Below are 21,142 nucleotides of genomic sequence, written 5' to 3' on the forward strand. Positions count from 1 at the left end.
CTCGTGGCGCGCCTGCCGCAAGCATGAGCGGCGCCGCGCCTGCCCGCCCCGCCACTCCAGCATCTTTTCTCGCTTTCGATTTCGGCACCCGCCGCATCGGCGTGGCCTGCGGCAACAGCCTGACGCGCCGGGCCAGCCCGCTGCGCACCATCGCCGCCGAGGGCGATGCGCGCTTCGCCGCGATCGGCCGCCTGATCGACGAGTGGCAGCCCGACGCGCTGGTGGTCGGCGTGCCGTTCCACCCCGACGGCGCGGCGCACGACAATACGCGCCGGGCGCAGCGCTTCGCCCGCCAGCTGCACGGCCGCTTCGGCCTGCCGGTGCACGAGGTGGACGAACGCTACAGCACGACCGAGGCGCAATCCCACGGAGCGCGCGACCTCGATGCCGCGTCCGCCGCCATCATCCTCGACCAGTTCCTGGGTACCCTGCCATGAGCACGCTCCTCCTCGACGCCGAAGCGCTCTACGCCGACCTGGCCGCCGGCGTGCGCGGCCTGCTGCGGCCCGGCATGGCGCTGGTGGGCATCTGGTCGGGCGGTGCCTGGCTGGCCGAGCGGCTGCAGCGCGACCTCGGCCTGCCCGGCGAGCCTGGCGTGATCACCAGCGCGCTGCACCGCGACGACTTCGGCTCGCGGGGCATGAGCGCCAGCGCGGCGCAGACCCGGCTGCCGTTCGAGGTGGACGGGGCGCACATCCTGCTGGTCGACGACGTGCTCTACACCGGCCGCACGACGCGCGCCGCGCTCAACGAGCTGTTCGACTTCGGCCGGCCCGCCGGCGTGACGCTGGCGGTGCTGGTGGACCGCGGCGGCCGCGAGCTGCCGATCCAGCCGGCCTACGCCGCCGCGCGCGTCTCGCTGCCGCGCGGCCAGCGCCTGGCGCTGGCGCGCGACGAGGCGGGCCGCTTCAGCTTCCAGATCGAAGAGGAAAAGGGCGACTGATGCTCTCCCCCCGCAACCCGCAGCTCAACGCCCATGGCGAGCTGGTCCACCTGCTGAGCATCGAGGGCCTGCCGCGTGCGGTGCTGACGCAGATCCTCGACACCGCCGGCACCTTCCTGTCGGTCAACGAGCGCGAGGTCAAGAAGGTGCCGCTGCTGCGCGGCAAGAGCGTGTTCAACCTGTTCTTCGAGAACAGCACGCGCACCCGCACCACCTTCGAGATCGCCGCCAAGCGGCTGTCGGCGGACGTCATCAACCTCGACATCAACAAGAGCAGCACCGCCAAGGGCGAGAGCCTGCTGGACACGATCGCCAACCTGTCGGCGATGCACGCCGACATGTTCGTGGTGCGCCATTCGGAGAGCGGCGCGCCCTACCTGATCGCCAAGCACTGCGCGCCGCACGTGCACGTGGTCAACGCCGGCGACGGGCGCCACGCGCACCCGACGCAGGGCCTGCTGGACATGTACACGATCCGGCACTTCAAGAAGGACTTCACCGGGCTCACCGTCGCGATCGTCGGCGACATCGTGCACTCGCGCGTGGCGCGCTCGGACATCCATGCGCTGACCACGCTGGGCGTGCCCGAGATCCGCGCCGTCGGCCCGAAGACGCTGGTGCCGGGCGACCTGCGCGAGATGGGCGTGCGGGTCTGCCACGACATGACCGAGGGCATCCGCGGCGCCGACGTGATCATCATGCTGCGCCTGCAGAACGAGCGCATGAGCGGCGCGATGCTGCCCTCGGCCGGCGAGTTCTTCAAGAACTACGGGTTGACGACCGAGAAGCTTGCGCTCGCGAAGCCGGATGCGATCGTGATGCACCCGGGGCCGATCAACCGCGGCGTCGAGATCGACTCGGCCGTGGCCGACGGCGCGCACAGCGTGATCCTGCCGCAGGTGACCTTCGGCATCGCGGTGCGCATGGCGGTCATGTCCATCATCGCGGGCAACAACGCATGAAGATCCTCATCAAGGGAGGCCGGATCGTCGACCCGGCGAGCGGACGCGACGAGGTCGGCGACCTCGCTATCGCCGCCGGCCGCATCGTCGGCCTGGGGCGCGTCAACCCGGACTTCCAGCCCGGCCGCACGATCGACGCGCAGGGTCTCGTGGTGGCGCCCGGCCTGGTCGACCTCGCCGCGCGCCTGCGCGAGCCGGGCCACGAGCACGAAGGCATGCTCGAGAGCGAGATGGCCGCGGCGGTGGCCGGCGGCGTGACCAGCCTCGTGTGCCCGCCCGACACCGACCCGCCGCTGGACGAACCCGGCCTGGTCGAGATGCTCAAGTTCCGCGCCCGCAACCTGAACCTGGCGCACCTGTACCCGCTCGGCGCGCTGACCCGCGGCCTGGCCGGCGACACGCTGACCGAGATGGCCGAGCTGACCGAGGCCGGCTGCATCGGCTTCTCGCAGGCCGAGGTGCCCTGCAGGGACACGCTGGTGCTGCACCGCGCGCTGCAGTACGCGGCGACCTTCGGCTACACGGTCTGGCTGCGCCCGAACGACCCGTGGCTCGGCAACGGCGTGGCGGCCAAGGGGCCGCTGGCCACGCGCCTGGGGCTGAGCGGCGTGCCGGTGGTGGCCGAGACGATCGCGCTGAACCTGCTGTTCGACCTGGTGCGCGACACCGGCGCGCGGCTGCACCTGTGCCGGCTGTCGAGCGCCGCGGGCATCGAGCTGGTGCGCCAGGCCAAGGCGCAGGGGCTGCCGGTGACGGCCGACGTCAGCATCAACTCGCTACACCTGATCGACCTCGACATCGGCTACTTCGACTCGGCCATGCGGCTGACCCCGCCGCTGCGCCAGCAGCGCGACCGCGACGCGATCCGCGCCGCGCTGGCCGACGGCACCGTCGACGCGCTGGTCAGCGACCACACGCCGGTGGCCGCCGACGCGAAGAACCTGCCCTTCGCCGAGGCCGAGCCGGGCGCCACCGGGCTGGAGCTGCTGCTTTCCCTGGCGCTGAAGTGGGGGCAGGAGCAGGGCCTGGCGCTGCCGGCCACGCTGGCCACGGTCACGCAGCGGCCGGTGGCGCTGCTGGGCGACTCGCTCGGCTCGCTGGCCTCCAGCGTGGGCCGGCTGGTCGAGGGCGGCGTGGCCGACCTGTGCCTGTTCGACCCGGCGCAGCACTGGACGGTCCACCCCGCGCAGCTCGCCAGCCAGGGCAAGCACACGCCGTTCGCCGGGCTGGAGCTGCCCGGGCGCGTGCACACGACCATCGTCGCCGGGCACCTCGCGTTCGAGGCCGCACGCGGCGAACGGCACTGAGGTGCTGCGCCCCTGGCGCATCCTGCGCGCCGGCTGGCGCCTGCTGCGCGTGCTCGTGCACGGCCTGCACGGCGCGCTGATCTGCGCGCTGCTGTTCCCGCGGCTCGACACGGCCGCGCGCATGCAGCGCGTCGGCTGGTGGTCGGCCAAGATGCTGCGCCTGCTCGGCCTCGGGCTGCGCCAGCAGGGCCGGTTGCACCCGGGCCCGCTGCTGGTGGTGGCCAACCATGTGTCGTGGCTCGACATCCTGGCGCTCAACGCGGTGCACCCGGTGCGCTTCGTGTCCAAGGCGGACGTGCGGCACTGGCCGCTGCTGGGCTGGCTGGTGGCCTGCGGCGGCACGCTGTTCATCGAGCGCGAGCGCAAGCGCGACGCGCTGCGCGTAGTGCACCAGGTGGCCGAGGCGCTGCGCGGCGGCGAGATCGTCGCGGTGTTCCCCGAGGGCACCACCAGCGAGGGCCACGGCGTGCTGCCCTTCCACGCCAACCTGCTGCAGGCGGCCATCGCCACCGAGGCGCCGGTGCAGCCGGCGGTGCTGCGCTACCGCGATGCAGGCGCTGCACTCAGCAGTGCCGCACCCTACGTGGGCGACACCAGCCTGGCCGAATCGATCTGGTCGGTGGTGATGGCCGAGGGCCTGGAGGCACAGGTGCGCCTCGAGCCGGCGCTGGGCGCGCGCCATGCCGACCGGCGCGCACTGTCGGATCACCTGAGGGAAATCATTGCCGCGCGCCTGGCCTCGGGTGAGATCATCTCGCCCGAGTCATGAGCCACACCGTGTTCAACCCCTCGGCGCGGGCCGCGCGCCGGGCCGCTCCCAAGCCGGCCCGCATCCCCGGGGGGGATCGGCCGACGTACCCGTCGGACGAGGGGCCGACATGCTCACGCCGCTGACCGTCCGCCGCGTCGCGATCGACACCTTCCGCGAACACGTGGCCTACCTGCACCGCGACTGCACTGCGGTGCGCGCCGAGGGCTTCCAGGCGCTCGCCAAGGTCGAGGTGCGCGGCAATGGCGCGGCAGTGCAGGCGGTGCTGAACGTGGTGGACGACGCGGCGCTGGTCGGCCCCGAGGAACTCGGCCTGAGCGAGGAGGCCTTCGCGCGCCTCGGGCTGGCGGCCGGCCAGCCGGTGACGGTGCAGCAGGCCGAGCCGCCCGCCTCGATCGCCGCGCTGCACCGCAAGATCGCCGGCGAGCGCCTGGCGCGCGAGGACCTGCATGCCATCGTGCGCGACATCGCGCAGATGCGCTACACGAAGATCGAGCTGGCGGCCTTCGTCGTCGCGGCCAACCAGTTCGAGATGGACCGCGACGAGGTGCTCTACCTGACCGAGGCGATGATCGAGGCCGGCCGCCGCCTGGACTGGCACCACGAGGTGCGCGGCGGACCGGTGGTGGACAAGCACTGCATCGGCGGCATCCCGGGCAACCGCACCTCGATGCTGGTGGTGCCGATCGTCGCGGCGCACGGCATGCTGATCCCCAAGACCTCGTCGCGCGCGATCACCTCGCCGGCCGGCACGGCCGACACGATGGAGGTGCTGGCGCAGGTCGAGCTGCCGCTGGCGCGGCTGCAGGCGATCGTGCGCGAGACCGGCGCCTGCCTGGCCTGGGGCGGCACGGCCGACCTGTCTCCCGCCGACGATGTGCTGATCGCCGTCGAGCGTCCGCTGGCGATCGATTCGCCCGGCCAGATGGTGGCCTCGATCCTGTCGAAGAAGATCGCCGCCGGCTCGACGCACCTGGTGCTCGACATCCCGGTCGGCCCGAGCGCCAAGGTGCGCGGCATGCCGGAGGCGCAGCGCCTGAAGAAGCTGTTCGAGGTGGTGGCCGCGCGCCTGCAGCTGCAGCTCGACGTGGTGATCACCGACGGCCGCCAGCCGGTCGGGCGCGGCATCGGCCCGGTGCTCGAGGCGCGCGACGTGATGCAGGTGCTGCAGAACCACCCCGACGCACCGGGTGATCTGCGCCAGAAGGCGCTGCGCCTGGCCGGCCGCGTGATCGAATTCGATCCGGACGTGCGCGGCGGCGACGGTTTCGCGATCGCGCGCGACATCCTCGATTCGGGCCGCGCGCTGGCCAAGATGAACCAGATCATCGATGCCCAGGGCCGCCGGCCGTTCGACTGGGCTGCGCCGCCGGTGGCACCGCTCAGCTTCGAGGTCAGCGCGCCGCGCGACGGCGTGCTGGTCGGCGTCGACAACCTCGTGCTGGCGCGCATCGCGCAGCTGGCCGGCGCCCCCAAGGTGCCGGGGGCCGGCATCGACCTGCTGCGGCGCCTGGGCGACCCGGTGCGCGCCGGCGAGCCGCTGATGCGCGTGCATGCGCGCTTCGAGGCCGACCTGGAATTCGCGCGGCGCAAGGCGCAGGCCGAACCGGCCTGGCGCGTCGGCACGCGCGACGAGCTGCCGCGCGACTTCACCCCGACCCATGGCAACTGACGCAACTGACGACGCGCCGCTGCTGCTCGCCTTCCCCGACGAGGCCGCGCTCGCGCAGGCGCTGGCGCGCGAGCTCGGCGCAGCGCTGGCGCTGATCGACGAGCACCGCTTCCCGGACGGCGAGATCAAGCTGCGGCTGCCGCCGGCGCTGCCGGAACGCGTGACGCTGCTGCGCGGGCTGCAGGATCCGAACCACAAGCTGGTGGCGCTGCTGCTGGCGGCACGCACCGCGCGCACGCTGGGCGCGCGCCGGCTCGACCTGGTCTCGCCCTACCTGGCCTACATGCGCCAGGACATGGCCTTCCACCCCGGCGAGGCGGTCAGCCAGCGCATCGTGGCGGGCTTCCTCGGCGAGCTGTTCGACCGCGTCGTCACGATCGATCCGCACCTGCACCGCATCAACTCGCTCGACGAGGTGATGCCCGGCTCGCGCGGCATCGCGCTCGGCGCGGCGCCGCTGCTCGGCCGCTGGATCGCCGCGCAATGGCCGGGTGACACGAAGCCGCTGCTGGTGGGCCCGGACGAGGAGGCCGGCCAGTGGGTGCAGCAGGCCGGCGCGGCCGGCGGGCTCGCCGGCATCGTCTGCACCAAGACACGCCGCGGCGACCGCGACGTGACCGTGGAGCTGCCCGGGCACACGCTGCGCGGCCGGGCGGTGGTGCTGGTCGACGACCTGGCCAGCACTGGCCACACGCTGGTGCAGGCGGCGCGGGCCCTGTTCGCGCAAGGCGTCGCCTCGGTCGACGCGGCGGTCGTGCATGCGCTGTTCCGCGGTGATGCGCTGCAGCAGCTGCGAGCCGCCGGCATCGGCCGGGTGTGGAGCACCGACGCGGTGGCACACGAAACCAACGTGATCTCGGTGGCGTCCCTGCTGGCGCGGGCGCTGCGGCAGGCGTAGGCTGCGCAGCGAGGAGGGCCGCGCATGCAACTGCTCGGACTCGCGCAAGGCCAGGTGCGGCTGGGCGAACCGCTGCCCTGGAGCATCCGCGATGCGCAGGGGCGGCTGCTGCTGGCGCGCGGCCACGTTGTCGAGAACGAGGCGCAGCTGGCCGCGCTGCTCGAGCGCGGCGCGTCGGTCGACATCGAGGAGGTGCGCGCCGCCGCGGCGCAGGGCGAGACTCAGCGCACCCGGCCGCTCAGCCTGTTCGGCCTGTGGGAGCGTGCGCTGTGGCAGTTGGACCGCGTGCTGCGCTCGGCCGAGACCGAGCCGGGCTTCGTGGCGCGGCTCGACGAACTGGTGCGCCACATCGAGGCCCTGACCCTGCGCGACCCGGACATCGCGATCTGGCTGACGGTGCGCCAGGACCGCAAGCGCCTGACCATCTATGCACTGGCGCACGCGGTGCACTGCGCGCTGGTGGGTCTGCTGATGGCACGCCGGCTCGGCTGGGACGAACCGCGCACCACCACGCTGATGCGCGCCGCGCTGACGATGAACATCGCGATCCTCGAGCTGCAGGGCCGCATGGCGGCGCAGGGCGTGCCGCCGACGCCGGGGCAGCTCGACCAGATCCGGGTTCACCCGGCACGCGGCGTCGAGCTGCTGCGTGCGGCCGGCGTCGACGATGCGGTCTGGCTCGAGGCGGTGGCGCAGCACCACGAGCGGCCGGACGGGGGCGGCTACCCGGACGGGCTGCGCCAGGTGGCCGAGCTGCCGACCGTGCTGCGCTGGATCGACGTGTTCATGGCCAAGATGGCGCCGCGGGCGCTGCGTGCGCCCTTGTCGCCCCAGGTGGCGGCGCGCCAGCTGTTCCAGGAGACCGGCGGCCATGCGGCGGCGGCGGCCATCATCAAGGAGTTCGGCATCTACCCGCCGGGCGAGTTCGTGCAGCTCAAGTCCGGCGAGCTGGCGGTGGTGGTGCGGCGCGGCGCCAATGCCTCGACGCCGCTGGCCGCCAGCATCACCGACCGTCAGGGCATGCCCTCGACCAGCACCGTCGTGCGCGACACGGCGCGGCCCGAGTTTGCGATCACCGGCCTGCCCGCGGTGCAGGCGGTGGTGCTGCGCATGCCGCCGGAGCGGCTGTTCGGCATCCCCGAGTGAGCGAAGCTCAGGCCTTGCCTTGGTTCGCCACCGCCGCGGCGGCCTTCGCCGCCGCCTCGGCATCGCCGAGGTAGTAGTGGCGGATCGGCTGGAGCGCCGAATCCAGCTCGTAGACCAGCGGGATGCCGTTCGGGATGTTCAGCCCGACGATGTCGTCGTCCGAGATGCCGTCCAGGTACTTCACCAGCGCGCGGATGCTGTTGCCGTGCGCCGAAACCAGCACACGCTGACCGGCGCGGATCGCCGGGGCGATGGTGTCGTTCCAGTACGGCAGCACACGCGCCACGGTGTCCTTCAGGCATTCCGTCAGCGGCACCTCGCCGGCGGAGAGCTTCTCGTAGCGCCGGTCGCCGCGCTCGCAGCGCGGGTCGTCCGCCTCCAGCGCCGGCGGCGGGGTGTCGTAGCTGCGGCGCCAGACCAGCACCTGCTGGTCGCCGAACTTCTTCGCCGTCTCGGCCTTGTTCAGGCCCTGCAGCGCGCCGTAGTGGCGCTCGTTCAGGCGCCAGTGGTTGACCACCGGGAGCCAGTGCCGGTCCATCTGGTCGAGCGCGTGCCAGGTGGTCCAGATCGCACGCTTGAGCACCGAGGTGAACACCAGGTCGAACTCGTAGCCCTCGGCCTTCAGCAGCCGGCCGGCCTCCTGTGCCTGGGCCACGCCGGTGGGGGTGAGGTCCACGTCGGTCCAGCCCGTGAAGCGGTTCTCCAGGTTCCAGGTGGATTCGCCGTGGCGGATCAGCACGAGCTTGTACATGGCCTTGGTCCGTGGTCTCGAGGGGGCCGAATTCTATAATTCGCGACTTTGTCCGGCCGACCGGGCCGCCTCGCAGAAAGGCCAAGTGAAGTTCTTCATCGACAACTGGTTCCTGTTCGTCACCGCGATCGTCTCGGGCGGCCTGCTGCTGTGGCCGAGCCTGACGCGCGGCGGCGGATCGAAGGTCAACGCCGCGCAGGCGGTGCAGCTGATCAACCGCGAGAAGGCGGTGCTGATCGACGTCTGCGAGCCCGACGAATACGCCGCCGGGCATGCGGCCGGCGCGAAGAACGTGCCGCTGGGCAAGCTCGAGGGCTCCACGGAGCTGCCCAAGAACAAGGCCCTGCCGCTGGTCATCCTGTGCCAGACCGGCGCCCGCTCGGCGCGCGCGGCCGGCATCCTGAAGAAGCTCGGCTTCGAGAGGCCCGTGGTGCTGGCCGGTGGCCTGGCGGCGTGGCGCGAGGCCAACCTGCCGGTCGAGAAGGCTTCCTCCTGAGTCGCGTGCCATGCAGCCCGTCAAGATGTACACCACCCTGGTCTGCCCGTACTGCCAGCGCGCCAAGGCGCTGCTGAAGCAGCGCGGTGTCGATCAGATCGAGGAGATCCGGGTCGACCTCGATCCGGACCAGCGCCACACCATGATGGAGATCACCGGCCGGCGCACCGTGCCGCAGATCTTCATCGGCGACACCCACGTGGGCGGCTGCGACGACCTGGTCGCCCTCGACCAGCGCGGCGGCCTGCTGCCGCTGCTGGCCGGGCAGCGATAATCGCCGCCCCATCCATAGAGACCACCATGGCCGACGACAACCAGAACCCGGTGTTCAACATCCAGCGCATGTACCTGAAGGACCTGTCGCTGGAGCAGCCGAACTCGCCGCAGATCCTGCTCGAGCAGGCGCAGCCGCAGGTCGACATCCAGCTCGGCCTGGGCGCCGAGGGCATCGCCGACGGCATCTTCGAGGTCACCGTCACCGCGACCGTCACCACCAAGGTGGGCGACAAGACGCTGTTCCTGGTCGAGGCCAAGCAGGCCGGCATCTTCGAACTGCGCAACATCCCGCAGGAGCAGATCTCGCCGATCCTGGGCATCGCATGCCCGAGCATGGTCTACCCCTACCTGCGTGCGATCGTCTCCGACATCTGCACCCGTGCCGGCTTCCCGCCGGTGATGCTGGCCGAGGTCAACTTCCAGGCCATGTTCGAGGCGCAGCAGGCCCAGCAGGCCGGGCAGGGCGGCGGCAACGGCTCGGGCATCATCCTGCCGAACTGATCCGATCGGCGGCCTGCCGATGAACCTCACGGTGCTCGGCGCCGGCGCCTGGGGCACGGCCCTGGCGATCCACGCCTGCCGACACGCGCCCACGCGGCTGTGGCTGCGCGACGCGGCCCAGGCGGCGCAGATGCGCTCGCTGCGCCGCAATGCGCGCTACCTGCCGGAAGTGGCGCTGCCGCCGGCGCTGCAGGTCAGCACCGATTTCGACGCCTGTGTCGCGCATGCCCGCGACGGGCTGGTGATCATCGCGACGCCGATGGCGGCACTCGAGCCCATGCTGCGGGCCCTGCCGGGCGACGCGCCGGGCGTGCTGTGGCTGTGCAAGGGCTTCCAGGAAGGCACCGGCTGGCTCGGCCACGAGATCGCGCGCGTGGTGGCCCCGGCGCTGCGCGTGGGCGTGCTGTCGGGCCCGAGCTTCGCGCTCGAGGTGGCGCGCGGCCAGCCGACCGCGCTGGTGGCCGCCAGCAGCGATGCCGCGCTGGCCGAGCAGGCGGTCGAGGCGCTGCACGACGAGCAGTTGCGCCTGTACACCTCGAACGACCCGGTCGGCGTCGAGGTCGGCGGGGCGGTCAAGAACGTGATGGCGATCGCCACCGGCATCGCCGACGGGATGGGCCTGGGGCTGAACGCCCGCGCTGCGCTGATCACCCGTGGCCTGGCCGAGATGACACGCATGGGCCTGGCGCTCGGGGCGCGCGCGGAGACCTTCATGGGCCTGTCGGGCCTCGGCGACCTGGTGCTCACCACCACCGGCGACCTGTCGCGCAACCGGCGCGTCGGGCTGCGCCTGGCCGAGGGCGTGCCGCTGGCGCGGATCCTGGCCGAGCTGGGCCACGTGGCCGAAGGCGTGCTCAGTGCACCGACGGTGCTGCGGCGCGCGCATGGCCGTGGCGTGGCGATGCCGATCACCGAGGCGGTGGTCGGCGTGCTCGAGGGGCGGCTCACGCCGCCGCAGGCGCTCGAGCAGCTGATGGGCCGCGAGGCGCGCCCCGAGGCCTGATCAGAGCCCGCCGGCGTAGCCGCATTGCCGCCAGGCTTCGAACACCGCCACGGCCACGGCGTTGCTCAGGTTCAGGCTGCGCTGGCCCGCTCGCATCGGCAGGCGCAGCCGCTGCCCGGCCGGGAAGCGCTCGCGCAGCGCCGGTTCCAGGCCGGCGGTCTCGGAGCCGAACACCAGCCAGTCGCCGGCGCGCCAGTCGACCGCGTCGAAACGCCGCGTGGCGCGGGTCGTGAAGGCGAACATTCGCTGCGGATCGGGTTGGGCATCGCGCAGGAAGGCGTCCCAGCCGGCGTGCCGCCGCACCTCGGCGTACTCGTGGTAGTCGAGCCCGGCGCGGCGCAGCAGGCGGTCCTCCATCGCGAAGCCGAGCGGTTCGATCAGGTGCAGCGAGCAGCCGGTGTTGGCCGCCAGGCGGATCACGTTGCCCGTGTTGGGCGGGATCTCCGGCTGCACCAGGACGATGTTGAACATCGCCGGATGCTAAGCGTCCGGGCCGCCGATGTCGGGCCGTGGCGTGCGGGCCAGCACCCAGACCTGCACCTGCGCCGCGCCGGCCTGCAGCAGCGCCCGCGCCATCGCGGCGGCGGTCTCGCCGGTGGTCAGCACGTCGTCGACCAGCGCGATGCGGCGGCCGGCGAGCTCGCCGCGCCGGCGCGGCTCGGGCGCGAACGCGTCGCGCACGTTGGCGGCGCGCTGCGCCAGCGGCAGCGCCAGCTGGTGCGGTGTGTCCCGCAGTCGCAGCAGCAGCGACGCGTCGGCGTGCAGGCCGAGTTGCCGGCCGACGCGCCGCGCCAGCTCCCAGGCCTGGTTGTAGCCGCGCTCGCGCAGCCGCGCGGTGGCCAGCGGGGCAGGCAGCAGCAGCTCGGGCGCGGGCGCCTCGGCGCGCCGCACGGCCTGCACCAGCAACTCGGCGAAGACCGGTGCGAGCTCGAGCCCGGCGTGGAACTTGAACTGCGCGATCAGTTCACGCCAGGGCGGCAGGTAGTCGACCGCCGCAACGGCACGCTCGAAGGGCGGCGGCCGGCGCAGGCAGTCGCCGCATTCGGGGGCCCCACCGGGCAATTCGATCGCGCAGCGCCGGCAGCGCGCGCGGACCACGGCGAAGCGCGCCAGGCAGTCGCTGCACAGGCGGCCGCGGGCCCAGCCGCGGCAGATCGCGCAGCTGCCGCCGAGGCCGGGCCAGGCTGTCATCTCCCTATACTGCCCGAATGAGCGACGCCGCACCGACCGCCGCCGCGCGCGGGCTCGATGCCACGGCCGTCGCGCACGTCGTGCGCCGCCTGGCGCGCGCGGACGAAGCGCCCTGGCTGCACCGCGAGGTGGCCAGGCGCATGGCCGAACGGCTGGCGCTGATCCGCCTGACGCCGCAGCGCGTGATCGACTGGTCGAGCTGGCTCGGCGCCGGCGCCGGCCTGCTGCAGCAGGCCTACCCGGAGGCGCAGCGCATCCTCGTCGAGCCGCACGAGGCGCTGCGCGAGCGAAGCGCCGCGGCGGTGCGTGCGCCGTGGTGGTCGGCGCAACGCTGGCAGGGCCGCGCGCCGCAGGTGCTGGGCGAGAACGATGCGCTGCCCGGCGGCGCCCAGCTGGTCTGGGCGAACATGCTGCTGCACGGCGTCGTCGATCCGCCGCGCCTGTTCGAGCGCTGGCACGAGCTGCTGCTGCCCGACGGCTTCGTGATGTTCTCCTGCCTCGGCCCCGGCACGCTGCAGGGCTTGCGCACCCTGTATGCACGGCTCGGCTGGCCGGCACCGACGCCGGGCTTCGTCGACATGCACGACCTGGGCGACATGCTGGTGCAGGCCGGCTTTGCCGATCCGGTGATGGACCAGGAGCTGATCACGCTGAGCTGGCCCGATGCCGATGCCCTGCTGGCCGAATTGCGCTCGCTCGGCGGCAATGCGGCACCGATGCGGGCCGCCGGGCTGCGCACGCCGCGCTGGAAGGAGCGCCTGCGTCGCGAACTCGCCACGCTGGCCGGGCCCGACGGGCGGCCCTCGCTTGCCTTCGAGGTGGCCTATGGGCACGCCTTCCGCGGGGCGCCAAGGGCCCGCGACGGGGAACCCACTAGGGTATCCATCGAGGAAATGAGGCAGCTGATCCGGCGCAAAGGCGGTGGGCCGGTACGCTAAACTCCACTGATTCGGGAAGAGATCGGTCGTCAGGCACGCGCGCCAGGGCAGTCGGCGCGTCGGGGGCAGCATGACAGTCGGGGCGTCAACCGTGCAGTACAGCGCCGAGGAGCCGCAAGGCACCGAGGCTCCTGTGGAGTGGCGATTGCGCCGCAACTGCTCGATGGCGCCGCGCCAGGTGCTGTGGTCCTACGCGCTGCTGAGCACGGTGAGCCTGGGTATCGGCGCGCTGTGCTGGTGGCAGGGCGCGACGCTGGTCATGCCGTTCGCCTGGCTGGAGGTGGCGGCACTCGGGGCGGCGCTGCTCGTGTACGCACGGCACGCGGCCGACAGCGAGTGCATCCGGCTGGAACGCGGCATGCTCAGCGTGCTGCGCGAATGCGCGGGCCGCGTCGAGCGTGTCGAGTTCAGGCTCGACGGCGTGCGCATCGATTCCGGACACGACGACCGCTCGTTGATCGAGCTGTCGGGGCAGGGCAGGAGCGTGTCGGTCGGTCGCCTGGTGCGGCCGGAGGCGCGGCGGCAACTGGTGAACGATCTGCGTCGCGAGATGCGCAGAGTGTGCCAGGGGCCGCAGACGGCAGGTTGGGTTGAATCAAGAACTGACGACGTGACGAGACGATGAAGACGACCAAAGCACTCTGGGCTGCAACCGCGCGCTGGGGGCTCGCCCTGTCGGCCGCCCTGGCCAGCCACGCCGCGATGGCGGTGAACAGCCTGCCGGGCGGCCCCGCCGTCAACCAGCTCGACCTGCACCCGCCGGTCACGCAGATCGCCGCCGACCAGCGCTGGCTGCACTACTTCATGCTGGTGATCTGCACGCTCATCTTCGTCGCCGTGTTCGGGGTGATGTTCTACTCGATCATCAAGCACCGCAAGAGCAAGGGCGCCAAGGCGGCCAACTTCCACGAGAGCACCACGGTCGAGATCGTCTGGACCGTCGTGCCCTTCATCATCGTCATCCTGATGGCGCTGCCGGCCACCAAGACGGTGGTCGCGATGAAGGACACCAGCTCCGCCGACCTCACCATCAAGGCCACCGGCGTGCAGTGGAAGTGGGCCTACGACTACCTGAAGGGCGAGGGCGAGGGCATCAACTTCGTCTCCACGCTGGACGTCGCGCACCGCGAGATGTCCAACAGCGGCAAGCCGGCACCGACCGACGACTACCTGCTCAAGGTCGACAACCCGCTGGTGGTGCCGGTGGACCGCAAGGTGCGCATCATCACGACGGCCAACGACGTGATCCACGCCTGGATGGTGCCGGCCTTCGGCGTCAAGCAGGACGCCATCCCCGGCTTCGTGCGCGACACCTGGTTCCGCGCCGAGAAGACCGGCGACTACTACGGCCAGTGCGCCGAGCTGTGCGGCAAGGAACACGCCTACATGCCGATCCACGTGAAGGTGCTGTCGCAGACCGACTATGCCGCCTGGGTCGAGGGCAAGAAGAAGGAGATGGCCGCGGCCGCCGACGATCCGGCCAAGGTCTGGAAGCTCGAGGACCTGGTCGCGCGCGGCGAGAAGGTCTACGCGGCCAACTGCGCGGCCTGCCACCAGGCCAACGGCAAGGGTGCCGGCCCGATCAAGCCGGTGGACGGCTCGCCGGTCGTGCTCGACGCCGACAAGGGCAAGCAGATCGCGGTGCTGCTGAACGGCCAGAACAACGGCGCGATGCCGGCCTGGAAGCAGCTGTCCGACACGGAGATCGCCGCGGTGATCACCTACACGAAGAACTCCTGGTCGAACAAGACCGGCCAGCTGGTGCAGCCGGCCGAGGTCCTGGCCGCCCGCAAGTAAATCGAGCCCGCACGAGGAATCGCCATGAGCGCAGTTCTGCCCCAACACGGTGACCACGCCCACGAGCACGGGCACGGGCACGACGACCACCACGACCACGCGCCCACCGGCTGGCGGCGCTGGGTGTTCGCCACCAACCACAAGGACATCGGCACGCTGTACCTGCTGTTCAGCTTCGCGATGCTGATGGTCGGCGGCGTGCTCGCGCTGCTGATCCGCGCCGAGCTGTTCCAGCCGGGCCTGCAGATCGTCAACCCGCAGCTGTTCAACCAGCTGACGACGATGCACGGCCTGATCATGGTGTTCGGCGCGATCATGCCGGCGTTCGTGGGCTTCGCGAACTGGATGATCCCGCTGCAGATCGGCGCGCCGGACATGGCCTTCGCGCGCATGAACAACCTGAGCTTCTGGCTGCTGATCCCCGCGGGCATCATGCTGGTCGGCTCGTTCTTCATGCCCGGCGGCGCGCCCGCCGCGGGCTGGACGCTCTACGCGCCGCTGACGCTGCAGATGGGCCCGAGCATGGACGCCGGCATCTTCGCGATGCACATCATGGGCGCCAGCTCGATCATGGGCTCGATCAACATCATCGTCACGATCCTGAACATGCGCGCCCCGCGCATGACGCTGATGAAGATGCCGCTGTTCGTGTGGACCTGGCTGATCACCGCGTACCTGCTGATCGCGGTGATGCCGGTGCTGGCCGGCGCGATCACGATGACGCTGACCGACCGCCACTTCGGCACGCACTTCTTCAACCCGGCCGGCGGCGGCGACCCGGTGATGTACCAGCACATCTTCTGGTTCTTCGGTCACCCCGAGGTCTACATCATGATCCTGCCGGCGTTCGGGATCATCAGCCAGATCATCCCGGCGTTCTCGCGCAAGAAGCTGTTCGGCTACACCTCGATGGTGTACGCCACCTCGTCGATCGCGATCCTGTCGTTCATCGTGTGGGCGCACCACATGTTCACGACCGGCATGCCGGTGACCGGCCAGCTGTTCTTCATGTACGCGACGATGCTGATCGCGATCCCGACGGGCGTGAAGGTGTTCAACTGGATCGCCACGATGTGGCGCGGCTCGATGACCTTCGAGACGCCGATGCTGTTCGCGGTCGGCTTCCTGTTCGTGTTCACGATGGGCGGCTTCACCGGCCTGATCTGCGCGATGGCGCCGATCGACATCCAGATCCAGGACACCTACTACGTCGTGGCGCACTTCCACTACGTGCTGGTGGCCGGCTCGCTGTACGCCCTCTTCGCCGGCGTCTACTACTGGGGCCCGAAGTGGACCGGCGTCATGTACAACGAGGCGCGCGGCAAGATCCACTTCTGGGGCTCGCTGATCTTCTTCAACGTCACCTTCTTCCCGATGCACTTCCTCGGGCTGGCCGGCATGCCGCGTCGTTATGCCGATTACCCGATGCAGTTCGCCGACTTCAACGCGATCGCCTCGGTCGGCGCGTTCGGCTTCGGCCTGATGCAGGTGTACTTCTTCTTCTTCATCGTGCTGCCGATGATGCGCGGCCAGGGCGAGAAGGCGCCGCAGAAGCCGTGGGACGGCGCCGAAGGGCTGGAGTGGGAAGTGCCGTCGCCGGCGCCGTTCCACACCTTCGAGACCCCGCCGCTGCTGAACCCGTCGGCCACCAAGGTGCTGGGCTGAGGCCATGGCGATGACCCCGGAGCAACGCCGCAGCAACGTTCGCCTCGCGCTGATCCTCGCATCGGTGGCGGTGGCGCTGTTCGTCGGCTTCATGGTCAAGAGCGCCCTGTTCGGCATCTGATTCCTTCCGTCCGATGGATCGTCACGAGGCTCCCCGCGACGACGGCCTGCGCCGGGACAACCTGCGCATGGTCGGCAAGCTCGCGGTCGTCGCGGCGCTGATGTTCGGCTTCGGCTACGCACTGGTGCCGATGTACCGCGCGATCTGCACCGCGCTGGGCATCAACGTGCTGTCGGTGGCCGAGTTGCGCGGGGCCGAGAACGCGCCGGCCGTGGCCCGCAACACGCAGGTCGACCGCAGCCGCACCGTGACGGTGGAGTTCGACGCCAATGCACGCGGCCCGTGGGAGTTCCAGCCCGAACGGCGCTCGATCGACGTGCACCCGGGCGAACTCGCCACCGTGGTCTACGAGTTCCGCAACGTGCAGGACCGCACCATGGCCGCGCAGGCCATCCCGAGCTACGCGCCGCGCCAGGCGATGTCGTACTTCGACAAGCTGCAGTGCTTCTGCTTCAGCGAGCACGTGCTCAAGCCGGGCGAGAGGAAGCAGTGGCCGGTGGCCTTCGTGATCGACCCGAAGCTGCCGCGCGACATCAAGACGATCACCCTCTCGTACACCTTCTTCGAGGTGGGCGGGAAGGTTCCGCAGGAGCCGCAGCCGTGAGCGAGGGCCTGCGCGAGGCGGTGCAGCGCAAGGGGTCGTTCGGCCAGACCCTGCGTGCGGTGGCCTGGTCGTTCTTCGGCGTGCGCAAGGGCGCCGACTACCAGCGCGACGTCGAGAAGCTCAACCCGGTGCACGTGGTCGTGGCCGGCGTGCTGGCGGCGCTGCTGTTCATCCTGGCCCTGGTGCTGCTGGTCAACTGGGTGATCGGCAGCGGCGTGGCGACGTAGCCAGCAATCAATCGAGAAAGAGCGAGAACCTCAGGAGCAACCATGTCGGCAGCGACACCTCACGGGCAGACGCCCTACTACTTCGTCCCGGCACCGTCGCAGTTCCCGGTGCTCACCGCGATCGCGATGCTGTTGGTCATCTTCGGCGCCGGCCAGTGGGTCAACGGCCACGGCTGGGGTGCCTGGGTGACGCTGGCGGGCTTCCTGTTCTGGGCCTGGGTGCTCCAGGGCTGGTTCCGCCAGGCGATCAGCGAGAGCGAGGGCGGCCTGTACGGCAAGCGCATCGACATCTCGTTCCGCTGGAGCATGAGCTGGTTCATCTTCTCGGAGGTGATGTTCTTCGGTGCCTTCTTCGGCGCGCTGTACTGGACGCGTCTGCACGCGCTGCCCAACCTGGGCAGCCTGGACAATGCCATCCTGTGGCCCGACTTCAAGGCCGTCTGGCCGAGCGCCGCGCCGGGCGCCACCGGCTCGCCGGCCGGCATCGTCGAGCCGTTCACCACGATGGGCCCGTGGCCGCTGCCGACCGTCAACACCGCGCTGCTGCTGACCTCCGGCGTGACACTGACGATCGCGCACCACGCGCTGCTCGCGAACAACCGCGGCAAGACGATCCTGTGGATGTGGATCACCGTGCTGCTGGGCGCCACCTTCCTGTGCGTGCAGGGCTACGAGTACATGCACGCCTACCGCGACCTGAACCTCAAGCTCAGCTCCGGCGCCTACGGCTCCACCTTCTTCATGCTGACCGGCTTCCACGGCTTCCACGTGTTCGTCGGCATGCTGATGCTGCTGTTCATCACGATCCGCCTGATGAAGGGCCACTTCACACCGGAGCGCCACTTCGGATTCGAAGGCGCCGCCTGGTACTGGCACTTCGTCGACGTGGTGTGGCTCGGCCTGTACATCGTGGTGTACTGGGCGTGAGCGGGACGTGAGTGCGCGCCTGCGCGCGCACTTGCGCCTGCGAGCGAGCTGACGCCTGCAGGCGTCGGCGCGGCCTGCAAGGCCTGACGCGGGGCCGGCCGCGCACGAAAACGCCGCGCCAGCGGCGTTTTTGTTTGGCGGCCGCTCAGCGCCCGAGCGGGATGCCGCTGGGCTGGATCCAGCCCAGCGCCCAGGCCAGCAGCACCAGCAGGAACAGCGTGACCGACAGCGCCACGCGCACCGCGAGCGCGCGCATCATGTGACCCGACTTCGGCTTGTCCTCGCCGCCGCGCAGCATGAATACGCCGGCGGCCGCCAGGGCCGCCAGGATGCCCACGAACGCGAGGCCGAGCAGGATGGACTTCATGGCTAGCGATTATCCGCGCCGCCGGCGCCTGGCCGTCCTCGTCGCCGCCGTGCTGGGCCTGCTGCTGACCGCACGCCTGGGCCTCTGGCAGCTCTCCCGCGCGGCCGAGAAGGAGGCGCTGCAGGCGCTGCTCGAGCAGCGTGGCCGCGACCCGGTGCTGCCCGCCGCCGCGCTGGCCGACAATGCCGACGCCGCCGCCGCGCAGCACTACCGCCGCATCACGCTGCGCGGGCGCTGGATCGCCGGCCCCACGGTGTTCCTCGACAACCGGCCGATGGACGGCCGCACCGGCTTCGTCGTCGTCACGCCGCTGCAGCCCGCCGGCGGCGGCGCCGCGCTGCTGGTGCAGCGCGGCTGGGTGCCGCGCGACATGGCCGAACGCACCCGGCTGCCCTCGCTGCCGCTGCCCGAGGGCGAGGTCGAACTGAGTGGCCTGATCGCCCCGCCGCCGACCCGGTGGGTGGCCCTGGGTTCCGAGGCGGCCGGCCCGATCCGGCAGAATCTCGACCTGGAGAGCTTCTCCCGCGAGACCGGCCTGCGTCTGCGCCCGCTCTCGCTGCTGCAGCTGGACGTTCCGGGGGCCGCGCCGGACGGGTTGCTGCGGCAGTGGCCGAAGCCGGCCGTCGACGTGCACAAGCACTACGGCTATGCCTTCCAATGGTTTGCCCTCGCGGGCCTGATCACGATCCTGTATGTCTGGTTCCAACTCGTCCGACCGCGGCTCCGGCGCTGAGCTCGAGGCGCCGTCGCCGCTGGCGCTGACGGTGCACTCGCTGCCCGCGCCGACGCTGGACGACGCTGCGCGCCGCACGGCGCTGGGCCGGCTGAAGATGTTCCTGATCCTGGTGGTCTGCGCGGCACCGGTGATCGCCTCCTACCTGGCCTACTACGTGGTCCGGCCCGAGGGCCGCACCAACTACGGCAGCCTGATCGAACCCGCACGGGCGATGCCGGCGGCGCTGCCGCTGGCCGACCTGGACGGCCGGCCGGTGGCGCCGGCGTCGCTGCAGGGCCAGTGGCTGTTCGTCGTCGTCGGCGGCGGCGCCTGCGATGCCGGCTGCGAGCAGCGCCTGTGGCTGCAGCGCCAGGTGCGCGAGGCGCTCGGCCGCGAGAAGGGCCGCATCGACAAGCTGTGGCTGGTCGACGATGCCGCCATGCCGCGCGCCGAGACGCTCGCTGCGCTGCAGCGCGGCGACGCCGTCACCGTGCTGCGCACCGAGCGTGCAGCGCTCGCCGCCTGGCTGGCGCCCGAGCCGGGGCATCGCCTGGAGGAGCACTTCTACCTGGTCGATCCGCAGGGCCTCTGGATGATGCGCATGCCGGCGCAGCCGGACCCGTCGCGCCTGAAGCGCGACCTCGAGCGCCTGTTGCGCGCCTCCGCCGGGTGGGACCGGCCCGGCCGGCCCTGAGGATCGCGACATCGCCATGGACGCGACCTCGCTCGTCGACCTCGACCCGCTGCTGCGCATCGTGCTGCTTGGCGCGGTGGTCGCCGCCGGTCCGCTGGCCTGGTGGTGGCTGCGCCACCGCAGCACCGCACCGGCGGCGCGGCTGCGTGCGCTGACGCTGCTGACGCTGTTTCTGACCTTCGACCTGGTGCTGTTCGGCGCCTTCACGCGCCTGACCGACTCCGGCCTCGGCTGCCCCGACTGGCCCGGCTGCTACGGCAGTGCCAGCCCGTTCGGCGCGCGCGAGGAGATCCACGCCGAGCAGACGCTGCGCCCGGGTGGGCCGGTCACCCACGGCAAGGCCTGGGTCGAGATGGTGCACCGCTACCTCGCCACCGGGGTCGGCGCGCTGATCACGGTGCTGATGCTGGCCGCCTGGGCCCTGCGCCGGCGCGACCCGCACGCGCCCTCGCCCTGGTGGCCGACGGTTTCGTTCGTCTGGGTCTGCGCCCAGGGCGCGTTCGGCGCGCTGACCGTCACGCTCAAGCTCGCGCCGGCCATCGTCACGCTGCACCTGCTGGGCGGCATCGGGCTGCTGGTGCTGCTGGCGTGGCAGGCCGGCCACGCCCGTCCCGCGCCGCTGGCACTGGCGGGCCGGACGCGGCGCCTCGCCTGGGTGACGGCAGGGCTGCTGCTGGTGCAGATCGCGCTCGGCGGCTGGGTCAGCACGAACTACGCGGTGCTCGCCTGCCGCGACTTCCCGACCTGCCAGGGCGCCTGGTGGCCGGCGATGGACTTCGAGCATGCGTTCACGCTGTGGCGCGGCCTGGGCCGCACCGGCGCGGGCGACTACCTGCCCTTTGCCGCGCTGACGGCGATCCACGTGACGCACCGCGCGATGGCGCTGCTGGTGCTGGCCGCGCTGGGCTGGCTGGCCTGGCGGCTGCACGCCGTCGGTGCCGGTCCGGCGCGCCGCTACGCGCTCGGCCTGCTGGCGCTGGGCGGGCTGCAACTGGCCACCGGGCTGGCCAACGTCGTGCTCGGCTGGCCGCTGCTGGCCGCGGTGCTGCACACCGGTGGCGCTGCCGCGCTGGCGGTGCTGCTGACCTTCCTGCTGACCCGTGCGGGCCAGGGCCGCGAGCGGCCCGCCGCGCAGGCCGCGGCGCTGCCGCTGCCGATGACCTCCTGAGCGC

The 21,142-nt window shown here is 71.5% G+C and carries 27 protein-coding genes; 23 read left to right on the top strand and 4 right to left on the bottom strand.

Translation table 11 applies throughout. The annotated features are described in order from the left end of the window. Nucleotides 1–23 precede the first annotated feature (23 nt). The 8 genes from ruvX (at nt 24) to D9C15_RS08215 (ending at nt 7,697) form a co-directional block, all read left to right on the top strand. A complete protein-coding gene (gene ruvX, locus D9C15_RS08180) occupies nt 24–437 on the top strand; it encodes a Holliday junction resolvase RuvX (protein WP_127996945.1) in 414 nt (137 codons plus the stop codon). Next, nucleotides 434–943, top strand: coding sequence for a bifunctional pyr operon transcriptional regulator/uracil phosphoribosyltransferase PyrR (gene pyrR, locus D9C15_RS08185; RefSeq protein ID WP_127996946.1), 510 nt, complete (start codon nt 434–436; stop codon nt 941–943). Before ruvX ends, pyrR begins: the two co-directional genes overlap by 4 nt. Beyond that, entirely contained in the window at nt 943–1,905 is a 963-nt protein-coding gene (locus D9C15_RS08190; RefSeq protein ID WP_127996947.1) for an aspartate carbamoyltransferase catalytic subunit, read from the top strand. The genes pyrR and D9C15_RS08190 overlap by 1 nt, the downstream gene beginning before the upstream one ends. Beyond that, nucleotides 1,902–3,212 carry a dihydroorotase gene (locus tag D9C15_RS08195; RefSeq protein ID WP_127996948.1) on the top strand — a complete coding sequence of 437 codons (1,311 nt, stop codon included), beginning with the start codon at nt 1,902–1,904 and terminating at the stop codon, nt 3,210–3,212. Before D9C15_RS08190 ends, D9C15_RS08195 begins: the two co-directional genes overlap by 4 nt. A 1-nt stretch (nt 3,213) precedes the next feature. Continuing rightward, entirely contained in the window at nt 3,214–3,981 is a 768-nt protein-coding gene (locus D9C15_RS08200; RefSeq protein WP_240668328.1) for a lysophospholipid acyltransferase family protein, read from the top strand. 109 nt (nt 3,982–4,090) lie between these two features. Further along, nucleotides 4,091–5,653, top strand: a complete 1,563-nt coding sequence (locus D9C15_RS08205; protein ID WP_127996949.1) for a thymidine phosphorylase family protein — start codon at nt 4,091–4,093, stop codon at nt 5,651–5,653. Next, a complete protein-coding gene (locus D9C15_RS08210; protein ID WP_127996950.1) occupies nt 5,643–6,551 on the top strand; it encodes a ribose-phosphate diphosphokinase in 909 nt (302 codons plus the stop codon). Before D9C15_RS08205 ends, D9C15_RS08210 begins: the two co-directional genes overlap by 11 nt. A gap of 24 nt (nt 6,552–6,575) precedes the next feature. Then, nucleotides 6,576–7,697: an HD-GYP domain-containing protein gene (locus D9C15_RS08215; protein ID WP_127996951.1), complete on the top strand. Its 1,122-nt coding sequence runs from the start codon at nt 6,576–6,578 to the stop codon at nt 7,695–7,697. A 7-nt stretch (nt 7,698–7,704) separates the two neighbouring features. Here the strand turns inward: D9C15_RS08215 and gpmA are convergent, their stop codons facing one another. After that, nucleotides 7,705–8,448: a 2,3-diphosphoglycerate-dependent phosphoglycerate mutase gene (gene gpmA / locus D9C15_RS08220; protein WP_127996952.1), complete on the bottom strand. Its 744-nt coding sequence runs from the start codon at nt 8,446–8,448 to the stop codon at nt 7,705–7,707. Nucleotides 8,449–8,533: 85 nt separating this feature from the next. On the opposite strand from gpmA, the gene D9C15_RS08225 reads away from it, so the two are divergent. Genes D9C15_RS08225 through D9C15_RS08240 form a run of 4 tightly spaced genes read left to right on the top strand, consistent with a single transcriptional unit; the run spans nt 8,534 to nt 10,724 of the window. After that, entirely contained in the window at nt 8,534–8,944 is a 411-nt protein-coding gene (locus D9C15_RS08225; protein ID WP_127996953.1) for a rhodanese-like domain-containing protein, read from the top strand. 10 nt (nt 8,945–8,954) lie between these two features. Further along, a complete protein-coding gene (gene grxC, locus D9C15_RS08230) occupies nt 8,955–9,218 on the top strand; it encodes a glutaredoxin 3 (RefSeq protein ID WP_127996954.1) in 264 nt (87 codons plus the stop codon). 26 nt (nt 9,219–9,244) lie between these two features. Then, a complete protein-coding gene (gene secB / locus D9C15_RS08235; protein WP_127996955.1) occupies nt 9,245–9,721 on the top strand; it encodes a protein-export chaperone SecB in 477 nt (158 codons plus the stop codon). A 19-nt stretch (nt 9,722–9,740) separates the two neighbouring features. Next, nucleotides 9,741–10,724 (top strand): NAD(P)H-dependent glycerol-3-phosphate dehydrogenase, encoded by a 984-nt coding sequence (locus D9C15_RS08240; RefSeq protein WP_127996956.1) that lies wholly within the window; start codon nt 9,741–9,743, stop codon nt 10,722–10,724. On the opposite strand, the gene D9C15_RS08245 is transcribed toward D9C15_RS08240, so the two are convergent. Beyond that, nucleotides 10,725–11,195: a tRNA (cytidine(34)-2'-O)-methyltransferase gene (locus D9C15_RS08245; protein ID WP_127996957.1), complete on the bottom strand. Its 471-nt coding sequence runs from the start codon at nt 11,193–11,195 to the stop codon at nt 10,725–10,727. Nucleotides 11,196–11,204: 9 nt separating this feature from the next. After that, on the bottom strand, nt 11,205–11,915 hold the full coding sequence (locus D9C15_RS08250) for a ComF family protein (RefSeq protein ID WP_127996958.1): 711 nt from the start codon (nt 11,913–11,915) through the stop codon (nt 11,205–11,207). 17 nt (nt 11,916–11,932) lie between these two features. Here D9C15_RS08250 and D9C15_RS08255 point away from each other — a divergent pair, with 17 nt between their 5' ends. From D9C15_RS08255 to D9C15_RS08285, 8 genes are all read left to right on the top strand, one after another. Further along, nucleotides 11,933–12,853, top strand: a complete 921-nt coding sequence (locus tag D9C15_RS08255; RefSeq protein ID WP_127996959.1) for a class I SAM-dependent methyltransferase — start codon at nt 11,933–11,935, stop codon at nt 12,851–12,853. Nucleotides 12,854–12,944: 91 nt separating this feature from the next. Further along, nucleotides 12,945–13,478 carry a DUF2244 domain-containing protein gene (locus tag D9C15_RS08260; RefSeq protein WP_240668329.1) on the top strand — a complete coding sequence of 178 codons (534 nt, stop codon included), beginning with the start codon at nt 12,945–12,947 and terminating at the stop codon, nt 13,476–13,478. Continuing rightward, nucleotides 13,475–14,650 carry a cytochrome c oxidase subunit II gene (gene coxB, locus D9C15_RS08265; protein WP_127996961.1) on the top strand — a complete coding sequence of 392 codons (1,176 nt, stop codon included), beginning with the start codon at nt 13,475–13,477 and terminating at the stop codon, nt 14,648–14,650. The genes D9C15_RS08260 and coxB overlap by 4 nt, the downstream gene beginning before the upstream one ends. A gap of 24 nt (nt 14,651–14,674) precedes the next feature. Further along, nucleotides 14,675–16,315: a cytochrome c oxidase subunit I gene (ctaD, locus tag D9C15_RS08270; RefSeq protein WP_127996962.1), complete on the top strand. Its 1,641-nt coding sequence runs from the start codon at nt 14,675–14,677 to the stop codon at nt 16,313–16,315. Between the two features lie 10 nt (nt 16,316–16,325). Beyond that, a complete protein-coding gene (locus tag D9C15_RS33945) occupies nt 16,326–16,436 on the top strand; it encodes a cytochrome oxidase small assembly protein (protein ID WP_240668333.1) in 111 nt (36 codons plus the stop codon). Nucleotides 16,437–16,449: 13 nt separating this feature from the next. Continuing rightward, nucleotides 16,450–17,040 carry a cytochrome c oxidase assembly protein gene (locus D9C15_RS08275; protein WP_127996963.1) on the top strand — a complete coding sequence of 197 codons (591 nt, stop codon included), beginning with the start codon at nt 16,450–16,452 and terminating at the stop codon, nt 17,038–17,040. Further along, nucleotides 17,037–17,267 carry a DUF2970 domain-containing protein gene (locus D9C15_RS08280; RefSeq protein WP_127996964.1) on the top strand — a complete coding sequence of 77 codons (231 nt, stop codon included), beginning with the start codon at nt 17,037–17,039 and terminating at the stop codon, nt 17,265–17,267. The genes D9C15_RS08275 and D9C15_RS08280 overlap by 4 nt, the downstream gene beginning before the upstream one ends. Nucleotides 17,268–17,309: 42 nt before the next feature. Then, nucleotides 17,310–18,194: a cytochrome c oxidase subunit 3 gene (locus tag D9C15_RS08285; RefSeq protein ID WP_127996965.1), complete on the top strand. Its 885-nt coding sequence runs from the start codon at nt 17,310–17,312 to the stop codon at nt 18,192–18,194. 145 nt (nt 18,195–18,339) lie between these two features. On the opposite strand, the gene D9C15_RS08290 is transcribed toward D9C15_RS08285, so the two are convergent. Continuing rightward, entirely contained in the window at nt 18,340–18,561 is a 222-nt protein-coding gene (locus D9C15_RS08290) for a DUF2909 domain-containing protein (RefSeq protein ID WP_127996966.1), read from the bottom strand. Here D9C15_RS08290 and D9C15_RS08295 point away from each other — a divergent pair. From D9C15_RS08295 to D9C15_RS08305, 3 genes are read left to right on the top strand one after another with little or no spacing between them, the layout of a single operon-like run. Next, complete coding sequence (locus D9C15_RS08295) at nt 18,560–19,294, top strand: SURF1 family protein (protein WP_127996967.1); 735 nt, start codon at nt 18,560–18,562, stop codon at nt 19,292–19,294. The genes D9C15_RS08290 and D9C15_RS08295 overlap by 2 nt on opposite strands. Further along, on the top strand, nt 19,254–19,970 hold the full coding sequence (locus D9C15_RS08300; RefSeq protein ID WP_127996968.1) for an SCO family protein: 717 nt from the start codon (nt 19,254–19,256) through the stop codon (nt 19,968–19,970). Before D9C15_RS08295 ends, D9C15_RS08300 begins: the two co-directional genes overlap by 41 nt. Before the next feature lie 16 nt (nt 19,971–19,986). Then, nucleotides 19,987–21,138, top strand: a complete 1,152-nt coding sequence (locus tag D9C15_RS08305; protein WP_127996969.1) for a COX15/CtaA family protein — start codon at nt 19,987–19,989, stop codon at nt 21,136–21,138. Nucleotides 21,139–21,142 lie beyond the last annotated feature (4 nt).

The organism is Piscinibacter defluvii (assembly GCF_004011805.1).
Classification (GTDB): domain Bacteria; phylum Pseudomonadota; class Gammaproteobacteria; order Burkholderiales; family Burkholderiaceae_C; genus Piscinibacter; species Piscinibacter defluvii.